Below are 23,237 nucleotides of genomic sequence, written 5' to 3' on the forward strand. Positions count from 1 at the left end.
GATATGAAAAATACAGCTTTTATAACTGGAGCTACTTCTGGTTTTGGGGAGGCGATGGCTAGGGCTTTATCTAAAGATGGTTATAAGCTAATCTTGCTTGGTCGCCGTAAAGATAGGCTAGAGAATTTAGCAGATGAATTGCCAAATTCTCATATAATTGCTTGTGATATTAGGGATAAAAATGCTCTATTTAAAGCCGTTGATGAGCTACCAAGTGAGTATAGAGATATTGAAATTTTGATTAATAATGCTGGGCTTGCCCTTGGGCTTGAGAGGGTTAATGAGGCGAGTTTAGATGATTTTGAGACTATGATTGATACCAATATAAAGGGACTTTTATACGCTACTAAGGCCGTTTTGCCTATTATGACTAAGAGAAAAAGTGGCTATATATTTAATCTTGGCTCCGTAGCTGGTCAGTGGCCATATCCTGGTGGGAATGTATATGGTGCTACCAAGGCTTTTGTAAAGCAATTTAGCTTTAATCTTAGAAATGACTTAAAGGGTGATAATATAAGGGTTACAGAGATTGCTCCTGGCATTGCTAAGACTGAATTTAGCCTAGTAAGATACAAAGGAGATGAGCAAAAAAGCGATGCAGTATATGATGGGACAAGCTACCTTGAAGCTGATGATATAGCAAAAATCGTGCTTGATTGTATAAATTTACCTAAACATGTCAATATAAATAGCCTTGAAGTTATGCCTACGACGCAGAGTTGGGCTGGATTTTTCTTTGAAAAAGAGTAGGGCGTGGATTGTAAATATTTACATAAATGTGGTAGTTGCGCCTTAACGATTAGCTATAATGAGCAAAAGAAGCTAAAAATCGCTAAGATAAAAGAGCTTTTTGGAAAGTTTTATAGCGGGGAATTTGAATTTTTTCAATCAAATGAAGTTGGATTTAGGAGTAGGGCGGAGTTTGGTATCTGGCATGAAGATGGCGATATAAGCTACTGTATGCGTGGGGTTAATTCTCAAAAATTGCCAATTGATAGCTGTCAAATAGTGGATTTGAAAATATCAAATTTAATGCCTAGACTGCTAAATGCTATTAAAGATGATGAGGCTTTAGTGGGGCGGCTATTTGGTGTGGAGTTTATCAGTTCGGCTAAAAGCTTGGTGGCAACACTTTTGTATCATAAGGATATAGATCAAATTTATGATAATCTAGCAAGATTACAAAGCAGATTAGAAATCGGCTTGATCGCTAGAAGTAGGGGAGTGAAGCTAGAATTTGGCAATGTAAATATCGATGAGATATTGATGGTAAATGGGCGTAAATTTTACTATACTATGAGTGATACTGCCTTCATCCAGCCAAATAGAAATATGAATGAAAAGATGATTTCATGGGCTGTAGATGGGATTATGGGTGGGGCTGATTTAATAGAATTATATTGCGGTCATGGTAACTTTACTTTACCTATTAGTTTTAAATTTAATCAAGTTTTAGCTACTGAAATCTCAAAAAGCTCAATCAATATGGCTCTTGAAAATTGTAAATTAAATAGCGTAAGCAATATTAAATTTGTTCGCTTAAGTGCTGCTGAGATAATGAGCGCAATGGCTAAAGAGCGAGAGTTTGAAAGATTGCGTGGTGTAGATCTAGATAGTTATAAATTTAGCCATATATTAGTCGATCCACCTCGTGCTGGGTGCGAGGATAGTGTGCTAAAATTTATGAGCGGGATTGATAATATTATCTATATTTCGTGTAATCCACATACACTTAGAGATAACCTAAATATTTTATCACAAACTCACAAGGTGGTTAAATTTGCCATTTTTGATCAATTTGTCCATACTAACCACATAGAATGTGGCGTAATATTAGAAAAATTCAATTAAGATTACTTTCTTTCTATTTTTAATCATACTTTTAAATATATTAAGCTAAATTTAATTTTTGCATTCAAAATTTATATCTTTTTATATAGTATAATTTTACATAAAATAATACACATACAAAAGTCAAATATTTCACCTTAAATTTTATGGATAAATTACTATCATACAAAAGGTAAAGTCAATTAAAATATGGTAAAATCGATATATTAATATATAAAAATAGGTTGGAAATTGCTAAATTTATTTTAGTTTGAAAATTATAGTTTTCAATACTAAATATATAAAATAGTTTGAATTTTACTTTTTTAATCAAATTTGCCTAGATCTATATCTAGCTTGACATCTATGATATTTATACAAAATCAATTAATTTTAATGGACATTAATCAATATAAAAATATATATTTTAAAACTAAAATTATCAATCAATATTGTGGCTAAATTCATAGTTTTCAACTAATCTCAATCTTTGGTAGCTTAAATTTAATTATATTTATCTATCTTTAATTTACAAAATACTTTATCTTGGCAAATAGTTTTCAATATAAAATATATAAATATGATGATAATTATTTGACAATTTATAGATTGAGATATTAAAATATTTGATTCAATACTCCAAAATTATCAATCAATATTGTGGCTAAATTCATATTAATTTATCCAAGGCTTTATCTATGTTTTTAACTAATCGTTATCTATGTTTTTAACTAATCTCAATATTTAGTAGCTTAAATTTAACTAAATTTATCTATCTTTAATTTACAACATACTTTATCTTGGCAAATAGTTTTCAATATAAAATATATAAATATGATGATAATTATTTGACAATTTATGGATTGAGATATTAAAATATTTAATTCAATACTCCAAAATTATCAATCAATATTGTGGCTAAATTCATATTAATTTATCCAATGCTTTATCTATGTTTCAACTAATCTCAATCTTTGGTAGCTTAAATTTAATTATATTTATCTATCTTTAATTTACAACATACTTTATCTTGGCAAATAGTTTCCAATATAAAATATATAAATATGATGATAATTATTTGACAATTTATAGATTGAAATATTAAAATATTTGATTCAATACCTTTGATTTTTATTTATAAATACGAATTTAAAACCATAATTTATATATTTATAGAGCCTAAATTTGGCTTTGATTAGGCTAAATTTTAAAGCTAAATTTCTATCTTAGCATAACTTAAATTTGATAAATCTGTTTAGTAGATATTTGATATGAATTTTTAAAGAATAGAATATAAGATCATTATTAAAAGTGTGATAAATAGGGGATTGGCGCACTCCCCTACTCTATTAATGTGATACAGCTCCACTAGCGCCAATGCCAGTTTGTGCTCTAAAATCTTGAGCCTCAAATCCAGTTCTATCCATTTTAGCCCTTTGTGAGTTATCTAGTTTTGATATGATATAGATAGCTACAAATGTAATAGGCATACTAAATATCGCAGGATAGTTATAAGGGAAAATAGCATTTTCAAATCCAAGCACACTTACCCAAATACTAGGGCTTAATATAACTAGACTAATTACGCCCAATAGTCCTATCAAGCCACCATAAAATACACCTTTTGTGCTAAGCCCACGCCAATATATACAAAGCAAAATTATAGGGAAATTCACACTAGCTGCTATACTAAATGCAAGTCCAACCATGAAAGCTACATTTTGTCCCTCAAAGGCCATACCAAGCACAATTGCTAACAATCCCAAGGCTATTGTAGCTCTTTTAGTTACTTTCATCTCTTGTTTTGCATCGCATTGTCCATTTTTGCAAACATTTACATACAAGTCATGGCTGATAGCTCCAGCTCCAGATATAGTAAGTCCAGCCACCACAGCTAAGATAGTAGCGAAGGTTACAGCACAGATAAATCCATAAAATATATCTCCACCTAGCACTTTAGATAGCTCTATAGCTTCCATATTTGCTATACCATTAAATTTCCCATCACTACCTATAAATTCAGGATTACCAAGCAAAAATGCAATAGCCCCAAAACCTATAATAAAGGTTAAGATATAAAAATATCCTATAAACCCAGTAGCATAAAATACAGATTTCCTAGCCTCTTTGGCATCCTTGACCGTGAAAAATCTCATCAAAATATGAGGTAATCCAGCAGTACCAAACATCAAAGCAAGTCCTAAAGATATAGCAGATATAGGATCAGCTAATAAACCACCAGGCTTCATAATATCTTCTCCGTTAGGATGATTTGCAATAGCCAAATCAAAATATAAGCCAAGATTAAACTCAGAGCGATAAATTATCATAATAGCCATAAAAGTAGCCCCACCTAGCAATAATCCAGCCTTAATAATCTGCACCCAAGTAGTAGCATGCATACCACCAAAAGCCACATATAGTATCATCATAATGCCTACGATGACTACTGCTATCTCATAAGGCAACCCAAAAAGAACTTGTATCAAACTCCCAGCACCAACCATTTGAGCTATAAGATAAAATACAATAAGTATAAGTCCGCTAATTGCTGAGATTATCCTTACAGGCTTTTCATCTAATCTATAGGCAATAATATCTGAAAATGTAAATTTGCCTAGATTTCTGAACTTTTCTGCTATCAAAAATAGCACAATAGGCCAACCTACAAGCCAACCTATTGAATATACAAGCCCATCAAAACCGCTGTGAAATACAATCCCCACGATCCCCAAAAAGCTAGCCGCACTCATATAATCCCCGGCTGTCGCCATACCATTTTGAAATCCAGTGATATTGCCACCAGCGGTGTAAAATCCAGAAGCAGATTTTGAAAGCTTATTGGAGTAATATGTGATACCAAGCGTAGCTAAGACAAAGATAGCAAACATCACAATTGCTACAATATTTAGCTCACTTTTTGCTCCATCTAAATCTAAGCTAGCCCCATAAGAATAGGCAAAAAATAGTAGTGATATTATAAATACTCTCATTCTAACCCCTTTATACCATATTTTTGAGCGTTATCTAATTTACCATTTGATTTTAGTATTTCAATAATTTGCATTTGCTCCTTATCAAAATATTTATTTGCAAATAGAGTATAAACTCCAGTGGATAATATAGCAATGATTATTATTGATACACCACAAATTATCCCAAGAGTAACAGAGCTAGATCCTATTTTGTATCCTAAAATATCAGGATAAAAACCAATAGCTAGTATAAAAGCGAAAAATATAGCAAAAATTCCGCAACTCATCAAAACGCAAAATCTATTTCTAAAAGAGATAAATTTATAGTATCTCTTTAAAAGATCTTGATTTTTCATCTTCTCTCCTTATTAAATTTGACCCTAATTCTATCTCAATTATAAGGATTAATCAATAATTTTTTTTATTAAAATATTAATTTAAATTTATATTAATATTATTAAGAATATATAAATTTATTCTATATTTCTTTCTATTATTTTATTTTTTATAAATATTATATTATTCACTTATAAAAAATATCTATAGAAGAGATTTATTATATTTGATTTAATTATATAAGAAATTTAAATATATAAGATAATTTAATCTAATAATAGCTAAAATTTAAATTTTAAAATAGATTTTTAAGCACTACTCATCAAATCTAGAAGCGCTTTGAATTTTGCTTTTGGTATTTTCTGATGAGTCATTTTCTATCATTGAGATAATCCCTTTTAAAAGCTTGATCGATGCTTCTATCTCTATTTTTCTAGTGGATATGCTCTCTACATTTGCCCCTACGCTAACGCCCTTTGTCTGGCCATATTTGTATAAAAACTCAAACATATCAAGGCTTAATTTTACAGAGTTTTCTAATGGATCATTACTATCAAAGATTCTACGCTTAGATAATTCACTTATAGATACTCCTAGCCACTGCATAAATTCTAATGTCTTTTCATTGCCACAAGGCGTGAAAGTGAAGATTATCGGAGTATTTTTGATCCCTAATGCCGCAAAATCATCTAAAAATCTCTTCGCAGTTTCGATATCATAAACCGCTTGAGTGATGAAAAACTCACATCCTTTAAGGCGTTTGGATGCTACACGCAGATCTTCATTGTGCTTTTTCATATGTCTTTCTGGGATACATATACCGCCAAGAGTTAGGCTATTTGCTATCTCTTTTTTCATTTTATAGGCTTCATTTAGGCTTAGTTTTGGAGTATCGTTGGCTGAACTTGCGCCCACAAATACGCTTATAGCACTACTATAAGTAAGCAAAAAATCCCTAAATTCATCTCTATCATAATTCCCAACTGCTTTATATATCACAGCTTCATATCGATTTTGTAAATAATCTTTGGCATAAATTTCAGGATTTATAGTGCGGACAAATTCAAATGTCCTATTATCTGAGTTGCGACTACTCTCATCTTGTAAATCATAGATTACTAGGCCATCTATCTTTATCCCTTCAAGCCTTTGAAGTTGCTTAAGAGCAATCTCTTTAGCTTTATCTGAGCTTAAACTAATCTTAGGTGGTGTAAGACCATATAGAATGATTCCGGATTTTCCTTGTTTTATCTTATCTTTTAGCATATAACTCCAAATTTATTTAATAGAGCCAACCGAAGTTAGCTCTGTAAATAAATTAACTCATACGGACAATTTTAACCGCTTTTACCATATTTTCTAAGCTAGGTTTTACCTCTTGCCATTTGCGTGTTTTTAATCCGCAATCTGGATTGATCCATAGCTGAGATTTAGGTAATACCTCTAAAAGAGCGTTGATTTGAGTTGCTATCTCTTCGACCGTAGGAATTCTAGGACTATGTATGTCATAGACACCTGGACCAACCTCTTGTTTGTAGCCAACTGATTTAAAGATTTTTAATAGCTCATTACCACTTCTTGCTGTCTCGATACTGATTACATCGGCATCCATTGCTTCAATAGTTTTAATGATATCATTAAATTCAGAATAGCACATATGTGTGTGAATCTGCGTAGATGCTTTTGCTACGCTAACGCTTAATTTAAAGCAATCAACGGCGAATTTTTCATATGCTGCGATATTCTCTTTGCGAAGTGGATACCCCTCTTTAAATGCTGCTTCATCAACTTGAATTATCTTAATACCAGCTTTTTGTAAATCATCAATCTCATCATAGATACAAAGCGCAAGCTCTTTAGCTATCTCACTTCTTGGTTTATCATCTCTAACAAAGCTCCAATTTAGGATAGTTACAGGGCCTGTTAGCATACCTTTCATAATCTTTGAAGTTTTGCTTTGAGCGTATGTGATCCAATCCACAGTCATAGGTGCTGGGCGACTCACATCACCAAAAAGAAGTGGTGGCTTAACGCACCTACTACCATAGCTTTGAACCCAACCATTAGCACTGAATGCGTAGCCTTTTAGCTGTTCGCCAAAATACTCAACCATATCATTTCTCTCAGGCTCACCATGGACTAATACATCCAATCCGCACTCTTCTTGGAATTTGATACAATCATCAATATATTTTTTAATCTCACTCTCATATGACTCTTTTGTGATTAGAGATTTTTTATATGCGTTTCGGACTTGTCTAAGCTCTGGAGTTTGTGGGAAGCTACCTATTGTAGTGGTAGGAAGTTCAGGTAGATTAAAGGCGGTTTTTTGGATTTTAATACGCTCTTCATAGGCTGTATCTCTATCAAATTTATTTAGTGATTTTACCCTATTTTGGACATTAATATCATTGATTAATTCTGAAGTTTTTCTTGAAGCGACTGCTGAGCGATTAGCCTCAATCAATGAGTTACCAATCTCACAAAAATCACCACCATTTACCAATTTTTTAAGAAGTCTAAGCTCGGTAAGCTTCTCAACACCAAAGGCTAGCCACTCTTTTATAGCTAAATTCTCTTCATATTTTAAAGTATATGGAACATGTAAAAGCGAACACGAAGTGCCGATATATAGGCGATCATCTGGGATAAACTCTTTTATCTTATTTACGATTTGAGCCTTAGCATCAAGGTTGCTAACCCATACATTTCTACCATCTATCAAGCCAGCAAAAAGCACCTTATCGCTCTTAGATAGTATTTTAAGAGCTTTATCTTGTGAAGAGGCATGGACAAAATCCAAACCAATAGCCCAAATTTTGCTTTTAACTACCTCTTCAACAGCTTCATTAGCATGCTCAAAATAGGTCATAAATATGATTTTAACATTATTTGCAGCAGTGACTAAAGCGTCATAAATCGGGACTATTTTACCAGCTAATTCACTAGCTTTATCAGTTACAAATATCGGCTCATCAATTTGGATTATAACTTCGTTATCGAGTTTTGAAAGCTCATTAATTAGTTTGATATACTCATCTTTCAAGCTCTCAAGATGATCAAATGCGTTACTCCCATCTGTTGTTTTACTAAGTGCTAAAAATGTAATAGGGCCGATTAAATTTATCTTAGCATTATCTACGCCAGCTTCTTTGGCCTCTTTATATTCTGCGACAATCTTGCTACTATCTAATTTAAATTTGGTATCACGGCTAAGTTCAGGGACGATATAATGGTAGTTTGTATTAAACCATTTTGTCATTTCCATAGCTACGCTATTAGCATTTCCTCTAGCCATTGAGAAGTATAGATCATAGCCACTGAGTCCATTAAAGCGTGGCGGAATAGCGCCAAAAGTTATGATATTATCAAGCATTAAATCATAATATGAGAAGTCATTAACACTGATTAAATCAACTTTAGCCTCTAGCTGATATCCCCAGTGGCGTTTTTTAAGCTCGCTAGCTACCTTTTGGACTTCACCAAAGCTACTTTTACCAGCCCAGAAATTCTCAAGGGCGAATTTTAACTCTCTTTGTTCTCCGATTCTAGGAAATCCTGTTACAAAACTTTTTGACATATTATTATCCTTAATATAATTATTTTAAAAAATTAAATTTAAATTCTACCATCAATAAAGTCGCGCATCTCGAAGAAAACAAGCGGAGGCCGCAATCCATGAAATCTATAAAATTGACTAAAATCACTAAAATAAAATTTTTTTAATTTCAGTAGTGCTATACGAGTTTTACGCCTAAATATGCAGTTACAATGTATAGGGAAAGCAACCATAAAGACCAAATATGATATAGCGTTTATAAATGAGAGCTGCAAACTAACTAAAAATAGAAATTTATCTTTATATAAAGCCTTAGAAATAGTATTATAAGCAAGCACACATGGGACAGCTCATAGCCTTTATATCCTTAAAAAATTTAAAATTTGGCGGGAATTCTAGCAAAAATCTTATAAATACTAGCTGAAATAGCCTTGCTTTAAGCAAGGACTATTAGCTCTCTTTAAAGAGTTTTGAAGCTAAGATTTGAACCTTATCTTGATCGCTTGATTTTTTCATTGTTTTAAAGATTTTATTTAGATAACCTTCGAAAAATTCGTGATTATTTATCGCTTTTTCATTTGGAGCTCTTACCACACTGCTATACTCTCCATCGCTACCTAATTCAAATGCTAACTCATTATCTTGGATTTGTAAGCGTAAAATTTCGCCCAATTTGCCTTGAGATACAGAGTCTGTAATAGGCGTCATAAGCTCTAATCTTCTTTCTAAATTTCTAGGCATCCAATCAGCGCTACTTATATAAAATTTAGGATTAGAGTGTTTAAAATAGAATATTCTAGCGTGTTCAAGGTATTTACCGATTATCGATCTAACCTTGATATTTTCGCTCATTCCTAGCACACCTGGGCGAAGGCAGCATATACCTCTGATTATTAAATTTATCTGTACTCCAGCATTGCTAGCTTCATATAAAGCCTTGATAACATCGCTATCTACTAGAGCATTCATCTTAGCTATGATTCTACCCTCACTACCCATTTTGGCTTCGTTTTTGATCATTGCTATTACACGCTCTTTAATCTGCATTGGCGACATAGATAGCTCATTTAATCTACGATTTTTGCTAAATCCAGATAGAATATGGAAAAATGTAGTTGTATCCTTAGCTAGATCATCTCTTGAAGTAAAATAGCTAATATCTGTGTAAATTTTTGCGCTACTTCCATTGTAATTACCAGTGCCTAGATGGATATAGAAATTCAGTTTATCCCCAACTTGGCGTATAACTTGGCTAACCTTAGCATGGACTTTAAACCCAGTGATTCCATAAATCACATGAGCGCCGGCATTTTCAAGTTCTTTTGCCCAATGAAGGTTATTTTCTTCATCAAATCTAGCTTTTAACTCCACCATTACAGTAACTTGTTTGCCTTCATTAGCTGCATCTATTAATGCTTGAATTATAGCTGAGTTTTTCTCAACTCTATAAAGGGTCATTCTAATAGATATAACTTTTGGATCTTTGGCTGCTTCTTTGATAAATTGAGTCACCGGATCAAAGCTCTCATACGGGTGAAACAACAACACATCTTCTTTATCAATGGCATCAAACATAGAGACATTTTGACCAAATGGTGGTAGAGTTTTAGGCGTATATGGCGGCAATAAAAGATGTGAAAATTCCTTATCAGATATAATTTGCCAAAGCGACCCAAGAGTTAAAGGAATACTATACTCATATATATCTTTATAGAAAATTTTCATATGTAAATTTAGAAAATCTAAAATTTCAGGATCGCAACCAGAGTCTATTTGTAATCTTACAAACGCACCTTTTCGGCGAAGTTTTAGCCCCTGTTCTAAAATAAGCATAAAATCATCAGCCTCTTCTTCTTCTATAACCATATCAGCATTTCTAGTAACCCTAAACGCACAGCTACTAAGCAATCTATAACCCGGAAATATCTCTTCAGCGTGCCTATGGACTATGCTCTCAATAGGCACATAAATCCCATCACCAGCATAGTAAAATCTAGGCAACACTCTACTAATCCTAATCATCCCAAATTTAACAATCTCAGGATGCGCATCATCACAAAGCTTCACAGCCAGAGTAAAACTAAGATTATTAAGATGCGGAAATGGATGAGTAGGATCTACAGCGATAGGCACTATCACAGGTAAGATATTTGAGAAGAAATACTCATCTGCCCTAGCCTTGACTTCATCATTTAACTCTTCATAATTTTGGATATGTAGCCCTTGTTCGGCAAGCTTGCTTACTGTATCTTTGTAGTATGCTTCTAAGATATCTTGTTCATCTTTTAGATATTTTCTAATCTCTCTTAACTGATCCAAAGGCGTCATCTCATCACTACCGCTCACTACTATACCAGCGGCAAATAACTGCTTAAGCCCAGCTATCCTAATCATATAAAATTCATCTAAATTTGTATAATATATCGCTATAAATTTCAGCTTTTCTAATAGTGGAAGATCTTTATTACATTGTGCTAAAACTCTAGAATTAAATCTAAGCCAAGATAGCTCACGATTGATAAACATATCTTTATTTTCCATCTATTGATCCTTCTTACTATTTTTATTGCCAAATTCACGCAAAAATCTAGCTTGAGTTTTAAACCACTCTTTAAGCTCCATAAGTGGATATCCGCCATACTCTTTAGAGCCTTCAACGCTCTTTGATACAGCGCCACGCCCAGCGATCTTAGCAAAATCACCTATGCTTAGATGCCCTGCGGTTCCGCTTTGACCGCCCATTATTACATTGCGACCAAGCTTAGTGCTACCTGCTAAACCAACTTGAGAGACCAAGATACTGCCATAGCCGATTTCGCAGTTGTGGCCTATTTGGACTAGATTATCAATTTTTGAGTATTTACGCACAATTGTCGGCTCAAAAACTCCCCTATCTATCGTGGTACAAGCGCCAATTTCTACGCAATCTTCTAAGATTACCCATCCATTGTGATATATCTTAATGTGTTCGCCAGTTTTGGTATGTGCGTAGCCAAAACCATCACTACCGATAACTGAATTTGCGTTAATTATACACTCATTACCGATCACGCTATCAGCGTAGATTGTAACATTTGGGTGGATTATACAATCATTGCCGATTGTTACATTATCACCTATATATACTCCGGGCATTATTAGGCTATTTTTGCCGATAGTTACGCCACTTCCTATATAGGCATTTGGCATTATAGTTACGCTCTCATCTATATTTGATGGTTTGAATTCTCTAATCAATGGCTTTGAGAAGTGCTTTGATAAGATAGCAAAAGCAAGATGGGGATTTTCTACCACAACCGCCCTACTCTTTACCATATCAACCATATCTTTACTCACTAGCACGGCACCAGCCTTACAATCAGCTAGATATTTTGTATTTTTAGGTGAATCGCAATAGCTCATTTGAGCCCTTTGAGCTAACGCTAAGGAGCTAAGAGAGACAATCTCGATATCATCACCGCTAAATTCTAATCCTAAAATAGAGTAAATTTGACTTAATTTCATCATACTTCCATCATTACTGAGCCGCTTCGGACTATTTGTATTGGGTTATATTTTTTCATAACTTTAATAAAACAATCAATTCTAGCAGAGTTATCACAGCCCATTACTATTATGTATTGTTCATTTGCGTTAGCTACTATAGCGTTATATGATTTGAGTATCGCATCAAGTCCGCTAAAATCCTCATTTAGCGAAATTTTGATAAGCGCCATCTCTTTTTCTACATATTCGCCACTATCATCTATAACTTTATAAGTTGGTATGAGTTTGTGAAGTTGCTTAACTATCTGCTCAAATACCCTAGCATCGCCACTTGTGGTGATCGTAACTCTAGAAAATTCACTCTCTGGCACAGGAGCTACAGTCAAAGAGTCTATATTGTACCCACGCCCTGAAAATAGCCCAACTATACGGCTTAAAACCCCGTGTTCATTTAATACAATTGCAGAAATAACCCTTCTCATTCTCACTCCAATATCATATTATAAATAGCCGCACCGGCTGGAACCATCGGCAAGACATTTTCAAATCTATCTATCTTAACCTCAATCACGCTTACGCACTCGCACTCCAAAGCCTGATTTAAAGCAGATTCAAACTCACTCTTTGTAGTAGCTACAAATCCTTTACCGCCAAAGCCTTCGCAAATTTTGACAAAATCAGGCTGAATGCTAAGATCGGTATTAGAGTATCTCTCATCGTAAAAAAATGTTTGCCACTGACGCACCATACCTAAGAAATTATTATTTAAGATGATATTTATCACTCGTTTTTTGTTTGCTACTAAGGTTATTAGCTCTTGGATATTCATCAAAAATCCACCATCACCGCTAACAGCAATAACAGGCGCATCACTAGCCCAAGCAGCCCCCATCGCAGCTGGAAGTCCATATCCCATAGTGCCTAAACCACCACTTGTAAGTAGCTGTCTAGGGCGATTAAATGGGAAAAATTGCGCAACCCACATTTGGTGTTGGCCGACATCTGTGGTGATTATGCTCTCTTTTGGCAAAATTTCCCCCATTTTTTCTATCACCCATTGAGGCTTTAAGACTTCATCACTATCTTTATAATTAAGCGGGTGAAGCTTTTTGTAAATTTCGATCTGATCTCTCCAAGCGCTAAATTCATCGCCATTTAAATTTATCTTCTCATTTAATTCTATCATTACATTGTTCAAATCACCAACAATAGGATAATCTACTTTGACAATTTTACCAATGCTACTTGGGTCTATATCTATATGTATGATTTTGGCATTTTTGGCAAATTCGCTTAGTTTGCCTGTAACTCTATCATCAAATCTAGCCCCAAGACAGATGATCAGATCAGCCTCGCTTAATGCCATATTTGCAGCGTAGCTACCATGCATACCAACCATAGCTAAATTTAAAGGATTAACAGAGGTTAAAACTCCAAGCGCCATTAGTGTCTCTACTGCTGGAATTTGGGTCTTTTGGATAAATTTTCTAATCTCATCACTAGCCCCGCTACTTACAGCGCCACCGCCTATATAGGCTATTGGTTTTTTAGATGCCATAATGACTTCACAGGCCTTTTTAATCTGATTTGGATGGCCTTTTGTGGTTGGCTTATATGTTTTCATCTTTATCTCGCTAGGATACTCAAAATCGCCAATAGCAGCCGTTACATCCTTAGGTATATCTACATGGACTGGACCTGGGCGGCCACTTCTTGCTATATAAAAAGCTTGCTTTAAGATAAGTGGCAACTCTTCAATACTTTTGACTAAAAAATTATGCTTCACACAAGGCCTTGATATGCCTACGGCGTCAATCTCTTGAAATGCGTCTGTGCCGATTAATGGTAGGCCAACTTGACCGCTAATTAAAACTAATGGGATGGAGTCAGCATACGCCGTAGCTAGACCGGTTACAGCATTTGTAAATCCTGGGCCGCTAGTTACAAATGCCACGCCGACTTCGCCACTAACTCTTGCGTAACCATCGGCTGCATGTAGGGCTGCTTGTTCATGGCGGGTTAAGATATGAGTGAAATACTCTTGTTTATATGTCTCATCATAGATATTTAATGCTGCGCCACCAGGATAACCAAAAACAACGCTAACACCTTCATGTTTTAGCGCTTCGCTTATCATTTGCGAGCCATTTAGCTTTTTCATATTTTTACCTTTAATTAACTTTGATTTTCAAATTCTTTGATTATAGCATTAATTTTATTCAAAAAGTTTAAAAATATGAAATTAAATCAAATTAAATGATAAATGTATCAAATTTACACATTGAATTTATATTTTCTATCACCTCTTGGGCGTTTTGGCAATTTATGCTATTTGGAATTTGAGTTTTTCTCCCCCAATTGACATTTATGTATGGTATATTGGCATTTTGTGCTGCTAAAAAATCTTTATAGCTATCACCTATAAATATCGCATCTTTTTTGAGTTTGTCTTTTATAAAATTTAGCATATCTGGGGCTGGTTTAGGCGGCATTGTATCACTAGCACCCACAACTATCTCAAATTTATTTAATATTTTAAGATTTGATAGTATCAACTCTAGGCTAGAATTTGGAGCATTAGAAGCAAGGGCGATTTTATAGCCTATTTGCTCTAAATACTCTATTAAATTTAAAGCATCTTGATAGATTGTAGCGTGAATAAAATAGTTTTTTTGATACTCTTCTTCAAAGATTTTAGCTAGATTTTTGCTAATCTTCTCAACACCATAAAATTCAATCATAAAGTTTTTATCTGGATTATTGATAACTTCTATGATATCTTCATCAAGTAGCGTGGGCATATTTAGCCCTTTTCGCATATAATTTATGGTGTTACAAATAGCTTTTGCGCTATCAACGAGCGTCCCATCCATATCAAAAATTATAACTCTATTCATAAATTTGGCCTTTGTGTTTGTCTTTTTTATAAGTTTTGGAATTTTTGAGCTTATCAAGTGAATTTGCAGCTTTTAATAGCGTTGTTTTATCATCATTATTAATTACTAAATTGACGAATTCGCAAAGCGATTTTGAGTATGGTTGGTCTAGATAAACAGGCTCAATTTTGGATAAAATTTGAGCATTTTTATCGATGAGAGATCTGAATTTGATAGGATCATAATCATCTCTTTTTAAGCTTTTTATAGCCAATATAGCAAATTTTTCAAGCCCACGCAGATATTTGACTCGTTTTGCTTTATCATTCATGGTTTTACTATATCTAGCCCTTTTTGTGTAGCTAAAAGCATACCACCGGATAAATTTATCACATCTTTATATCCGTGTTGAATTAAAATTTCAGAACCCCTTTGACTTCTATGCCCACTTCTACAAATTAGAGCGATCTTCTTATTTGGGTCGATTTTGTTTTTAACTTCATCTACGAAATTTTCATTATAATTGCCGTTATTATCAGTTAAATTCACCAATATCGAACCCTTTAAAACGCCATATTCCCACTCGATTGGAGAGCGAATATCTATAATTTGTATATTATTATCATTTACTATATTTTCATCAATTTCTATTGTCATATACTTGGCCATAGCCATTATAGCGCTACAAAATATCATCATTAACACCTTTAACATTTTATATCCTTTAAATTTGGCTTAGCGATTTTAATAGCTCATCAGAGCTTACTAAGCCAGTTATTTGGGATTTTAACTCACCTTTATTGTAGATTAGCAAAACCGGTGGGCCAAAAATTTGATACTCTCTCATTAACTCTTGATTTTCTATACTATTTTGGCTTAAATCAATTTTAATAAGCCTAAAATTATTTAATTTTTCCCTTATCTCATCTTTGGTAAAGACCTCATTTTCAAGCTCTTTACAATTCACGCACCAACTAGCCCAAAAATCTATAAAAAGCGGAGTTTGGCTAGATTTTATAATATTTTTAAGCTCTTTTAGGTTGGTTACATACTCAAATTTAAGCTCGTTTTTAGGTTGTGCGATTTGCGATATTGGCTTTAAATTTGGCGCTAATTTATTGACACTAAAATCCAAAATCACCACTATACTAATAGTAAAAATAATTATAGATATAGCCTTAATTACCCTTTGAGTAGCACTAATAGCACTCTCAAAAGCACCAAATAAACTAGCTAAAATAACTCCCAAAATAGCATAGCCAACCATAGCAAATTCATCTGTTATCAATGGCGAAACTACCCAAATAGCCATCGCTAGCATGATAAAACCAAATAGAATTTTGATTCTTACCATCCATTCACCTGGTTTTGGTAAGAACTTGCTAGCCCCAAGTCCGATAGCAAGAAGTGGCAAGCCCATCCCAAAGCTCATTACAAATAAAGCTACTCCACCAACTACCATATCACCACTATTTGCAATATACAAAAGTGCTCCAGCCAGTGGTGCTGCTACGCATGGCCCTACTATCAAAGCTGATGTAACACCCATAAAAATCACACCGCCAATATGGCTAAATTTAGAGCTTTTAGAGTTTATATAACTTTGCAAACTCTTTGGAATATCAAACTCAAACAGCCCAAACATACAAAGAGAGAGTATAACAAAAAGAGCACTAAATATAATTAGCACAACTGGAGTTTGGAGCAATCCTTGAACGCTAGCTCCTATCATACTAGCCACTACTCCGGCTATAGCGTAGGTAAAACTCATAGATAAGACATAGATTAAGCTGATGATAAAGTTGCTTTTAATATCCTTAGAGCCTTTGGAGATTATTAGTCCAGAAAGAATTGGTATCATAGGAAATACGCATGGGGTAAACGAGAGTAAAACTCCATAGATAAAAAAGGTAGAGATTATCCATAAAATCGAGTTATTTTCTAAATTTAAAGCGATTTGAGATTGCTCATTTTGTGTGGTTTTACCGCTATCTTTATTTAGTGATTTTGGCGTTTGATCTGCTTTTAATCTATTTGCTATAACCTTGCCATCTGTATCAAATTTAATATCAAATTTATCCCGCAAAGGTTGATAGCAAAATCCACTATCGCTACAACCTTGATAGTAAATATCAAGCTCAAATCTATCTTTATTTATCGCCAAGCCAGCAGGGATAAATATCTCTAAATCCCTATAAATTTCATAATTATCATATTTTATCGCTTTTGGAATATTTAAAAATTTAGTAATATCACTACTATCAAGCTCTATTTTTATCTTATCTTGATATAGATATACCCCATTAGCAATATCAAATTTAGCCACTATACCGCTTTGGTTATCCCCTAAAATAGCGATTTTAAAGGCATCTTTAGGCTCTAAAATATTACCAAGACATAAAGATACAATGAAAATAGATAGATATAATAGCTTTTTCATATATTAAATCTGTTTAAATATCTCTACAGCATCTAGCTTCTCCCATGGATAGCTAGGATCTCCTACTTGCCCTTTAGCCGCTACATTAGAGTATAAAAATGTATCTTTGCTAGGTTTATCTAGTCCAAATTTATCAGTAATCCACTTTGGAGTTAAGGCAAATTTCTCATAGACAAACTCAGAAAGCTTATCATCATTGCTATTTATATTTGTCCCCATACAATCCACGCTTACGCTCACTGGTTTTGCTACCCCTATAGCGTAGCTTAGCTGGACGATACACTTTTTAGCAAGTCCTGCTGCGACTATGTTTTTAGCTATCCATCTAGCTGCGTATAATCCACTACGATCGACTTTTGTGTAGTCTTTACTACTTTGAGCGCCACCGCCAATAGGTGAGTATCCACCAAAGCTATCTACGATCAATTTCCTACCTGTTAATCCGCTATCGTGAAGTGAGCTGTGATTTACATATCTGCCAGTTGGATTTATGTAGATTATGGTTTTTTCTTTGTCATAAAGCTCTTTTGGAAGTCCAGCATCATCTATCAAGCCTTGTATCAAATCTCTTACTTCTTCTATTTTTAAGCTCTCAACGCTTGGGGCTGAAACTACTATTGTATGGATTTTTTCTGGTTTGCAATTTTCAAAATTTGATTTTGTGCCATAATCGATTGTAACTTGTGTTTTTATATCCACACCTAGTTTATCTGGATTTTTAAGAGCGTAATTATAAACCTTATCGCAAAGCACTCTTGCGTAAGTTATCGCTGCTGGCATTAAATTATTAGTCTCACACGAAGCAAATCCAAACATAATCCCCTGATCTCCAGCACCTATTTCGCCACTTTGTTGATCTACGCCTTGATTTATATCTGGGCTTTGCTGATTCAAAAATACATCTACCTCAATATCATCTGGATGGAGACATTGAGCTTTGCTAAAGTGCGGATTGCCGTTATATCCTATTTTTGCTAAGGCATTTTTAACTATTGTTCTATACTCTTGATGACTTAAATTTACACTTGAGTTGATCTCGCCGCCAATTACAATATGCTTACCAGCAACGAAAACTTCACTAGCCACCCTTGCTTTTGAATCTTGCGAAAGTATCGCATCTACTATGCTATCAGCTATTATATCAGCACATTTATCTGGGTGTCCTGGACTTACAACTTCACTTGTAAATAGATACATATTTTTCCTTATTTTGACAATTTTTGGCGTGGATTTTAGCATAATTTTGTAAAATATATATTAAATTTGTAACTTGAATTTGATATTATCTCGCTATAAATATTACTAAATCTTATTAATATTTATATAGTAATTTAGATAAAAATTTTATAACCCCCTACTCTTAGCCAAATTTAATTAAATTTAAAATATAATAATTGATTTTATTAAAGGATTTTTATGATTAGACATATTGCACAGCGATATAATGATGGCAATTTAATAGTCCAAATTTTAGTTGGTATTATCCTTGGTGGGATTTTGGGGTTTGTAGCTTATGGTGGTAATGATATTGCGATAAATTTAGCCAATTTTGCTGCGATTTTAGGCTCTATTTTTGTGGGCGCTCTAAAGGCTGTGGCTCCTATTTTGGTCTTTGTGCTTGTGAGTGCTTCTATAGTGCTTAAAGAATTTGGTCATACGCATGGAATGAAAAATATAGTTATACTCTATATAATTGGCACATTTTTAGCCTCTTTAGCTGCTGTTTGTATTAGCTTTATCTCTCCTACTACACTTGTATTACAAAATACATCTGTAGCTATGAGTGCTGCACCAAGCGATATATCAGTGGTGCTAAAAGATCTAGCATATAAGATAGTAGATAACCCCTTAAACGCAATCGCAAATGGTAATTATATCGGCATCTTAGCGTGGGCTATCGGGGTTGGTATAGCTCTTAGGCAGTGTAGTAATGAGACAAAAAAGGTATTTAAAGATATGAGCGGCGCAATTACAAAGATAGTTAAATTTATAATTCGCCTAGCTCCATTTGGTATATTTGGTCTTGTTAGTATTAGTGTAGCTCAAACTGGATTTGCTGCACTTGGCGGGTATTTAAAGCTACTGCTTGTTCTTGTGGGGACTATGCTATTTGTGGCATTTGTGATTAATGCAATTATAGTATTTATAGTAACAAAGAAAAATCCATATCCGCTTATAATGATATGCCTAAAAGAGAGTGCGGTTATGGCATTTTTCACCAGAAGTAGTGCTGCAAACATACCTGTAAATATGAATTTATGCAAAAAATTAAATTTAAATGAAAATCTCTACTCAATCTCTATTCCATTAGGTGCTACTATAAATATGGCTGGGGCTGCTGTAACTATAGCGGTTCTATCTTTGAGTGCGGTTTATACCTTGGGGATTGAAGTTGGATTTTGGGATGCTTTACTACTTAGTATAATAGCAGCAATTGGTGCGTGTGGAGCTAGCGGGGTAGCTGGAGGCTCTTTGATGCTTATACCGCTTGCTTGTTCGCTATTTGGAATTAGCAATGATATAGCTATGCAAGTGGTGGCTATCGGATTTATAATTAGCGTTATTCAAGACTCAGTAGAGACAGCTCTAAATAGCTCTACAGATGTTTTATTTACCGCTATAATTTCAAATAATATAAAGGAATAATTATGATATGGGATCTATCTAAATTTTTTAATAGTATTGATGAGTTGGATAAATTTTGTCTAAATTTACGAAAAAATGCTGATGAATTTAATGGCAAATTTAGTAAAAATTTGAGTAATCTAAATAGTGATGAATTTAAAAATGCTATGGAAGGTTATGAGGAAATTTTAGCTGGTATTGGCAAGGTTATGAGCTATGCTTATTTAAATTTTGCTAAAGATACAAGCAAGGGGGCATTTTTAGCCAAATATGAGGAGATCTACACCAAGATAGAAGAGAGTGTGTTATTTTTCGAGATTGAATTTAATGAGCTTGATACAAAAACTCAAAAAAATTTTATAATAAACACGCCTAAATTTGGCTACTACTTAGAGAATTTGGCTAAGAGTAGATCTCACCAGCTAAGCTTTTTAGAAGAGAGAATTCTATTAAGGACAGCAAATACTGGAGCAAGTGCGTTTAGTAGGCTATTTGATGAGAGTATGGCTAGGGCTAGATTTGAGTTTGAAGGGGAGCTTTTAAAAGAAGAAGAGATTTTATCTAAGCTTAGTAGTAGTAGTGATAGAAATATAAGAAAAGAGGCTGCCAAATCCCTAAGTAAAGGGCTAGAGCCAATGCAACATCTGCTCACTTATATCTATAATATGATTAAAACAGATCTAAAAAATAGCTGCGAACTGCGTGGATATGAGTATGGAGAGTCAAGTAGGCACCTAAGCAATCAAATAGAAAAATCAAGCGTAGATGCTTTGATTAATGCTAGTGAAAATAGCTTTGGTTTGGTATCTAAATTTTATGATAAAAAGCGTGAAATTCTAGGCTTTGATAAGCTATATGATTATGATAGATATGCCCCTTTAGGTGGCGATGAAAAGATGGATTATGAGGAGGCAAAATCAATAGTAATTGAGGCATTTAGCCAGTTTAGTCCGCTATTTGGTAATTTGGCTAAAAGGGCTTTTGATGAGAATTGGTGCGATGTATATCCAGATGAGAATAAACAAGCCGGAGCCTTCTCACACTCTGCTAGTAGCGATGTCCATCCATTTGTACTGCTAAATTTTACCGGTAGAAGGCGAGATCTTTTCACATTAGCTCACGAGCTAGGCCATAGTATCCATCAATACCTTAGCTATAGCGTGGGATATTTAAATTCGCACACACCGCTAACCACAGCTGAAACAGCCTCTGTATTTTGCGAAATGCTGGTTTTTGAATATGTCAAAAATAGACTTCCAAAAGAGCAAAAAGTTGCTTTATTAGCTGGTAAAATAGAAGATATATTTGCTACTTTGTATAGGCAGATAAATTTCACTACTTTTGAACGCCTAGTGCATTCATACGAAGGCGAGATAAGTAGCGATGAATTAAATAGAATTTGGCTACAAGAGAGTAAAAAGATGTTTGGAAATTCTCTTATTTTAAATGATTATTATAAAATTTGGTGGAGCTATATTCCGCACTTTATACACTCCCCATTTTACTGCTATGCCTATTCATATGCTCAGCTTTTAGTGTTAGCGCTTTTTGGACTATATAAAAGCAAAGAGTGTGATAATTTTGTAGAGATTTATACTAAATTCTTAAGCCTAGGTGGAAGCAAAAGCCCAAAAGAGCTTGTAGGAATGTTTGGCTTTGATATTGATGATGAGAAATTTTGGAATATTGGAATTTCTCAAGTGGAAAATTTGGTTGATGAGTTTATAAAGGAGAGTAGTCTATGATTGAAGAGATTTTAAAAGATGATAAATTTGGCTCTATGATGCGTAAAAATATCTATGATTTGCTAAATTTTTTGATAGATAAAGGCTCTACAGTTGATATTTTAGTAAATACTAAATTTGTAAGCTTTAATCCAGATTTGCCAGATAGTATCAAATCAAGCTTTAATCCATCTGTTATTTTATTTAGTTTAGCTGGATATACGCTAAGTAGTGTTAAAATCAGTAGTGATGAGATAAGCTTTGAAGCTGGATTTGGCGAAGATGACTTTGCTAGTGTAGTGAGTGTCCCAATTGGTGCTATTATCAGAATTAGTATAGATGAAAATCCGCTATTAATAAATTTCGCTACCTATACACCAAATAGCATTAAAACAAAACAAGAACACTCAAAACAGATATTTTTAAATAACCCCAAAAATAGGGATATTTTCAAAGGTTAATAGATATTTTACTAACCTTATCTAGTATATGCTCATTCTCCCTAAGCCCAGCTATAAATACTGGGCGAATGATCTTTACTCCTTCTATATCGATAGGAAAGAGTAGTCCATCAGCAATAGCTTGTCTTATTAAAAATCTAGGCAAAAATGCCACATACTCTTTAGCCTTATTATTTAGCATTGCATACTTAGTAGCTACAGCACCATCTAGCCTATAAATGGTGCGAAGCTCTTCATAATTTACCCCAAACTGCTCAAAATACCCCTTTAAAAAGGATTTTGTCCTATCTGTAATGAAGTTAAACTCGCCAAGTTTTGCTGGGGTGATTTTTTGATTTGCTACCATATTTGAGACCAAGATTATATCATACTCAAATAGCTTTTTAAATATCAATTGCTCATTATATAATCTCTCTTGAGTCATGATAATATCGCATCTTTTGTCTATTAGACTTGAGACTAAATCATTATTTGTATCAGCTATTTTAACATCTAAATCGCTATTTATCACATCGCAAATTTTATCTAGCATAAATGGTAAAATCGCATGTGCTATAAGTAAATTAGTAGCAACTGAGATTTTAAATTTCTCATCTTTTATCCTATGGGCTTCTTCTTTAAACCTAAACATAGCCCCTTCAAATTTCATACATAATTTATAAAATCTATCGCCCTCTTTTGTCAGCACTATACCATTTTTACGCCTTACTAAAAGCGTGGTTTGTAGTGCCTCTTCTAGCTTTTTAATCTGTAAGGTAACAGCTGGCTGCGATAGCCCTAAGGTCGTAGAAGCCTTTGAGAAACTCCTTTCTTTGACAATTGTCATAAAAGTGTATATTTTATTAAAATCGATCATCAAAAAACCTTTTGGATTTTATAATTTTTTGATTTTATAGTTTATAGCTTAAATTAAAATTTAATATAA

The 23,237-nt window shown here is 33.8% G+C and carries 19 protein-coding genes; 5 read left to right on the plus strand and 14 right to left on the minus strand.

Annotation, left to right across the window (positions count from 1 at the left end):
- Positions 1–3: 3 nt before the first annotated feature.
- Both CSUIS19072_RS00825 and trmA read left to right on the plus strand, forming a co-directional pair.
- Positions 4–750, plus strand: coding sequence for an SDR family NAD(P)-dependent oxidoreductase (locus CSUIS19072_RS00825; protein ID WP_086292677.1), 747 nt, complete (start codon positions 4–6; stop codon positions 748–750).
- Between the two features lie 3 nt (positions 751–753).
- Complete coding sequence (gene trmA, locus CSUIS19072_RS00830) at positions 754–1,851, plus strand: tRNA (uridine(54)-C5)-methyltransferase TrmA (RefSeq protein WP_086292675.1); 1,098 nt, start codon at positions 754–756, stop codon at positions 1,849–1,851.
- Between the two features lie 1,328 nt (positions 1,852–3,179).
- On the opposite strand, the gene CSUIS19072_RS00835 is transcribed toward trmA, so the two are convergent.
- The 13 genes from CSUIS19072_RS00835 to metK form a co-directional block, all read right to left on the minus strand.
- Entirely contained in the window at positions 3,180–4,823 is a 1,644-nt protein-coding gene (locus tag CSUIS19072_RS00835) for a cation acetate symporter (protein ID WP_086292673.1), read from the minus strand.
- On the minus strand, positions 4,820–5,161 hold the full coding sequence (locus tag CSUIS19072_RS00840; RefSeq protein WP_086292671.1) for a DUF485 domain-containing protein: 342 nt from the start codon (positions 5,159–5,161) through the stop codon (positions 4,820–4,822). The genes CSUIS19072_RS00835 and CSUIS19072_RS00840 overlap by 4 nt, the downstream gene beginning before the upstream one ends.
- A 295-nt stretch (positions 5,162–5,456) precedes the next feature.
- The gene (locus CSUIS19072_RS00845; RefSeq protein WP_141083157.1) at positions 5,457–6,407 is read right to left on the minus strand and encodes a methylenetetrahydrofolate reductase; all 951 of its coding nucleotides are present in this window, start codon (positions 6,405–6,407) and stop codon (positions 5,457–5,459) included.
- Between the two features lie 52 nt (positions 6,408–6,459).
- Positions 6,460–8,721, minus strand: coding sequence for a 5-methyltetrahydropteroyltriglutamate--homocysteine S-methyltransferase (gene metE / locus CSUIS19072_RS00850; RefSeq protein ID WP_086292669.1), 2,262 nt, complete (start codon positions 8,719–8,721; stop codon positions 6,460–6,462).
- A 429-nt stretch (positions 8,722–9,150) separates the two neighbouring features.
- On the minus strand, positions 9,151–11,241 hold the full coding sequence (locus CSUIS19072_RS00855) for an RNA degradosome polyphosphate kinase (protein WP_086292665.1): 2,091 nt from the start codon (positions 11,239–11,241) through the stop codon (positions 9,151–9,153).
- Positions 11,242–12,204, minus strand: coding sequence for a UDP-3-O-(3-hydroxymyristoyl)glucosamine N-acyltransferase (gene lpxD, locus CSUIS19072_RS00860; protein WP_086292662.1), 963 nt, complete (start codon positions 12,202–12,204; stop codon positions 11,242–11,244).
- Positions 12,204–12,668 (minus strand): acetolactate synthase small subunit, encoded by a 465-nt coding sequence (ilvN, locus tag CSUIS19072_RS00865; RefSeq protein WP_086224528.1) that lies wholly within the window; start codon positions 12,666–12,668, stop codon positions 12,204–12,206. The genes lpxD and ilvN overlap by 1 nt, the downstream gene beginning before the upstream one ends.
- Positions 12,669–12,670: 2 nt before the next feature.
- Positions 12,671–14,347, minus strand: coding sequence for an acetolactate synthase large subunit (locus tag CSUIS19072_RS00870; protein ID WP_086292660.1), 1,677 nt, complete (start codon positions 14,345–14,347; stop codon positions 12,671–12,673).
- Positions 14,348–14,438: 91 nt separating this feature from the next.
- Positions 14,439–15,083 (minus strand): HAD family hydrolase, encoded by a 645-nt coding sequence (locus CSUIS19072_RS00875; protein WP_086292658.1) that lies wholly within the window; start codon positions 15,081–15,083, stop codon positions 14,439–14,441.
- The gene (locus CSUIS19072_RS00880; RefSeq protein WP_086292656.1) at positions 15,076–15,393 is read right to left on the minus strand and encodes a hypothetical protein; all 318 of its coding nucleotides are present in this window, start codon (positions 15,391–15,393) and stop codon (positions 15,076–15,078) included. The genes CSUIS19072_RS00875 and CSUIS19072_RS00880 overlap by 8 nt, the downstream gene beginning before the upstream one ends.
- Entirely contained in the window at positions 15,390–15,776 is a 387-nt protein-coding gene (locus CSUIS19072_RS00885; RefSeq protein WP_236847899.1) for a rhodanese-like domain-containing protein, read from the minus strand. The genes CSUIS19072_RS00880 and CSUIS19072_RS00885 overlap by 4 nt, the downstream gene beginning before the upstream one ends.
- A 10-nt stretch (positions 15,777–15,786) precedes the next feature.
- The gene (dsbD, locus tag CSUIS19072_RS00890; RefSeq protein WP_086292654.1) at positions 15,787–17,502 is read right to left on the minus strand and encodes a protein-disulfide reductase DsbD; all 1,716 of its coding nucleotides are present in this window, start codon (positions 17,500–17,502) and stop codon (positions 15,787–15,789) included.
- A 3-nt stretch (positions 17,503–17,505) separates the two neighbouring features.
- Positions 17,506–18,699 carry a methionine adenosyltransferase gene (gene metK, locus CSUIS19072_RS00895; protein ID WP_086236690.1) on the minus strand — a complete coding sequence of 398 codons (1,194 nt, stop codon included), beginning with the start codon at positions 18,697–18,699 and terminating at the stop codon, positions 17,506–17,508.
- A gap of 219 nt (positions 18,700–18,918) precedes the next feature.
- On the opposite strand from metK, the gene sstT reads away from it, so the two are divergent.
- Genes sstT through CSUIS19072_RS00910 form a run of 3 tightly spaced genes read left to right on the plus strand, consistent with a single transcriptional unit; the run spans position 18,919 to position 22,312 of the window.
- A complete protein-coding gene (gene sstT / locus CSUIS19072_RS00900; protein ID WP_086236691.1) occupies positions 18,919–20,148 on the plus strand; it encodes a serine/threonine transporter SstT in 1,230 nt (409 codons plus the stop codon).
- Entirely contained in the window at positions 20,148–21,872 is a 1,725-nt protein-coding gene (locus tag CSUIS19072_RS00905; protein ID WP_086292652.1) for a M3 family oligoendopeptidase, read from the plus strand. Before sstT ends, CSUIS19072_RS00905 begins: the two co-directional genes overlap by 1 nt.
- Positions 21,869–22,312, plus strand: coding sequence for a hypothetical protein (locus tag CSUIS19072_RS00910; protein ID WP_086236693.1), 444 nt, complete (start codon positions 21,869–21,871; stop codon positions 22,310–22,312). Before CSUIS19072_RS00905 ends, CSUIS19072_RS00910 begins: the two co-directional genes overlap by 4 nt.
- Here CSUIS19072_RS00910 and CSUIS19072_RS00915 read toward each other — a convergent pair.
- On the minus strand, positions 22,302–23,168 hold the full coding sequence (locus CSUIS19072_RS00915; RefSeq protein WP_236845250.1) for a LysR family transcriptional regulator: 867 nt from the start codon (positions 23,166–23,168) through the stop codon (positions 22,302–22,304). The two genes, CSUIS19072_RS00910 and CSUIS19072_RS00915, sit on opposite strands and share 11 nt — an antisense overlap.
- Positions 23,169–23,237 lie beyond the last annotated feature (69 nt).

The organism is Campylobacter sp. RM19072 (assembly GCF_024723485.1).
GTDB lineage: Bacteria > Campylobacterota > Campylobacteria > Campylobacterales > Campylobacteraceae > Campylobacter > Campylobacter porcelli.